The following is a 3,191-nucleotide window of genomic DNA, read 5'->3' as shown; positions in this document are numbered from 1 at the left end:
GCCGGTGGACATCGACCTGGATGCCGATGACCTCGACGAGCAGATCAAGGCGCTGGAAGCCGCCGAGCAGACGCGCCTGGGGCCGATCACGCCGGCGAACGTGGCCCGGCTGCCGATGGCCATCATCAACCGCATCGGCGAGGAACTCGGCCGCATCGCGGACCCTTCCTAGGCCCCGGCAGCCCGTACTACGAGGACGTGCTGCTGCCCGTCGAATCCATCCTCGACGGCACCTGGGCCTCGGGGGACGCACCGGCGGAGTGGGCCGATTTCATCCTGATGCGGCGCATGCACTGGACCTGGGCCGACCTCCAGCAGACGCCCCTGTACGTGCGCCGGTACGCGCTGGACTTCCTCGGCCTGATCGCCGAGCAGGAGCAGCGGGAGAACGACCGCGCCCAGCGTGAGGCCGGCCGGGCCCAGCGAATGGGGTGAGCTGCGTGCCGGAGCTGCGGCCGGGTATGTTCGCCCGCCTCTTCACCGAGATCGACCGCGACGCCCAGCTCAAGGCCCACACCGTCATCTCCCGCCTGGCCGGTGCGGTGGAGCGGCAGGCGAAGATCAACGCCAGTAACGGGGCGCATCCTTACGGCACCCCGACTCCGGCCCGGCCGGGCACCGGGCCAGCGGTCATCTCCGGGACGCTGCGCCGCTCGCTGACCCACACGGCGGTGGTGTTCACGGGCGGCGGCTGGGAGTCGAAAGTCGGCACCGCTCCCGGAGCCGCCCCGCCCTACGGCAGATCCCGCACCCCGTCCAGCAAGTACGGGATGTACCTGGAGCGGGGCATGCTGCGCAACGGCGCCGCCTACCCGTTCCTGCTGCCCGCGTTCCGGTTCGGCGTCACGCACGTCGCCCCGCAGCTGTACCAGGCGGTCTTCCGGCCCGGCTGGCCCCGCATCTGATCCCCGCTCCCCTTCCGTGCGAGAGGCGGTGGCGCGGTGCCGGATGTCGCCGACCTGTTCGTGATCCTGCGGGCGGAGACCGCCCCCTTCACCGCCGGGATGCGCACCGCGTCCGCGGAGGGCGAGAGCTTCACCGCGAAGATGGGCGGCGTCGGGGGCGCCATGACCAAGCTCGGTGCCGCGACCACCGTGGCCGGGATCGGCATCGCCGCGGTCAGTATCAAGATGGCCGGGGATTTCCAGGCCTCGATGCAGAAGCTGGTCACCACGGCGGGCGAGTCACAGGCGAACCTGAAGAAGGTCTCCAACGGGATCCTGGACATCGCCGTCCAGACCGGCACGTCCACCAAGTCGCTGGCCGACGGAATGTACATGGTGGAATCCGCCGGGTTCCACGGAGCCGAGGGCCTGACCGTCCTGAAGACCGCCGCTCAGGGGGCCCGCGCTGAGCAGGCGCCGCTGCCGGAGGTCACCAACGCCGTCACTTCGGCCCTGAAGTCCTACCACCTGCCCGCCTCGGCGGCGGTGCAGATCACCAACGAGATGGTGGCCGCCGTCGGGCACGGCAAGATGACGTTCGGCGAGTTCGCCGGCAGCCTCTCCACCGTCCTGCCGATCGCCGCCTCCGCCCACCTCGGCTTCGACCAGGTCGGCGGCGCCATCGCCACCCTGACCAACCACGGAACCTCGGCGCGGGAAGCGACCCAGGAACTCGCCTTCTCCATCCGCTCCTTGCAGGCCCCGAACAACGTGGCCGTCCAGGAGATGCAGCGGCTGGGCCTCTCCAGCGTCGACGTCTCCACGCACCTGGGGCAGCGCGGCCTGACCGGCACGATCCAACTGCTGGAACAGGCGGTACTCCAGCACATGGGCCCGGCCGGCACGGTCCTGCTCAATGCGTTCAACACCTCCAAGCAGGCCGCCGCCGACGCCCAGGCAATGATCGACAAGATGCCCGCGAGCCTGCAGAAACTCGCGCAGGCCTACGCGAACGGCAGCATCAGCGTCACCGACTGGAAGAAGCAGATCAAGGCTCTCCCCGTCGACCAGGCGAACCTGTTGACCCAGTTCGCAACGCTGGAGAACAAGACCAAAGGCTTCAACTCCCAGCTCAAGGCGGGCGGCCCGTCGGCGCAGACGTTCAACGACGCCATGAAGAAGATGATGGGCGGCGCCACCGGGCTGAACACCGCCCTCATGCTCGGCGGCGACAACATGTCATCGTTCAAGGCGAATGTCGCCGCCGTCGGCGCCGCCGGACAGCACGCGGGCAAGGACATCGAGGGCTGGGCCAGGACGCAGCAGACCTTCAACTTCCAGATCAGCCAGCTCAAAGAGCGCGTACAGGTCGCGGCCATCACGATCGGCACGCAGCTGATCCCCGTCGTCAGCGCGGTGATCGGGTTCTTCACCCAGTACCAGGGTGTCACCCTGGCCCTGGCCACCGTGATCGGCGTGGTCCTGACGGCCGCAGTCATCCGGTTCTCCACCAGCGCGGTCGTCGGTGCTGTCGCGGGCGTGAAGGAGATCGGCACCGCGCTTGTCGGGGCCGGCCAGGCGATCCGCGCGTTCGCCACGTCGGAGCGAGTGGCCGCGGCCGCCTCCGCGATCCTGACCGGCGCGCAGGCCGCCCTCGACGCGGTCCTCGACGCCAACCCCATCGTCCTGATCGTGCTGGCGGTCATCGCCCTGATCGCCGCGCTGATCTACGCCTACCAGCACTGCGCACGGTTCCGGGCCATCGTGCAGGCGGCGTTCGAGGGCGTGAAGATCGCCGCTGTCCTGGTGTGGCACGCCCTCCAGGCCGTCTGGAACGGGATCGTCGTCGGGGTCCAATGGCTCTGGCACGCCCTCCAGGCCGCATGGAACGCGATAGCCACCGTCACGAGCACTGTATGGAACGCCATTGCGGGTTTCTTCCGGAAATGGTGGCCCGTCCTCCTGGTGATCTTCGCGCTCCCCGTCGCCGTCCTGCTTGCTCTCTGGAACCACTTCCACACTCAGATCACCAGCGTCGCGCACGCCGTCTGGAACGCGATCGCCGCCTTCTTCGGGGGGATCTGGACCGGCATCAAAGCCGTCGCGCAAACCGTGTGGCTGGGCATCCAGACCGTGATCATCCGGCCCATGGACGCTGCATGGCAGTTCCTCCAGTCCCTGTGGCGGACCGTCACGAGCTGGCTGTCCTCCACCTGGAGCAGTATCCGCAGCGCTGCCTCCAGCCTGTGGAACTCGATCCGGTCGTCGATGACCGGACCGCTGCTCTCCGCTGCCCAGACCATCGCC

3 protein-coding genes are annotated in these 3,191 nt (G+C 68.8%); all 3 read left to right on the top strand.

Annotated elements, in window-relative coordinates; translation table 11 throughout:
• Positions 1–198: 198 nt before the first annotated feature.
• Entirely contained in the window at positions 199–435 is a 237-nt protein-coding gene (locus AB0435_RS34025) for a hypothetical protein (RefSeq protein ID WP_366007966.1), read from the top strand.
• Between the two features lie 5 nt (positions 436–440).
• Positions 441–905 carry a hypothetical protein gene (locus AB0435_RS34020; RefSeq protein WP_366428719.1) on the top strand — a complete coding sequence of 155 codons (465 nt, stop codon included), beginning with the start codon at positions 441–443 and terminating at the stop codon, positions 903–905.
• A gap of 36 nt (positions 906–941) precedes the next feature.
• A partial coding sequence (locus tag AB0435_RS34015; protein ID WP_366428718.1) for a phage tail tape measure protein occupies positions 942–3,191 on the top strand: 2,250 nt, incomplete at its 3' end.

Source organism: Streptomyces sp. NPDC051173, assembly GCF_040689515.1.
Lineage (GTDB): Bacteria > Actinomycetota > Actinomycetes > Streptomycetales > Streptomycetaceae > Streptomyces.
This window is presented reverse-complemented; position numbering and strand designations above follow the sequence as displayed.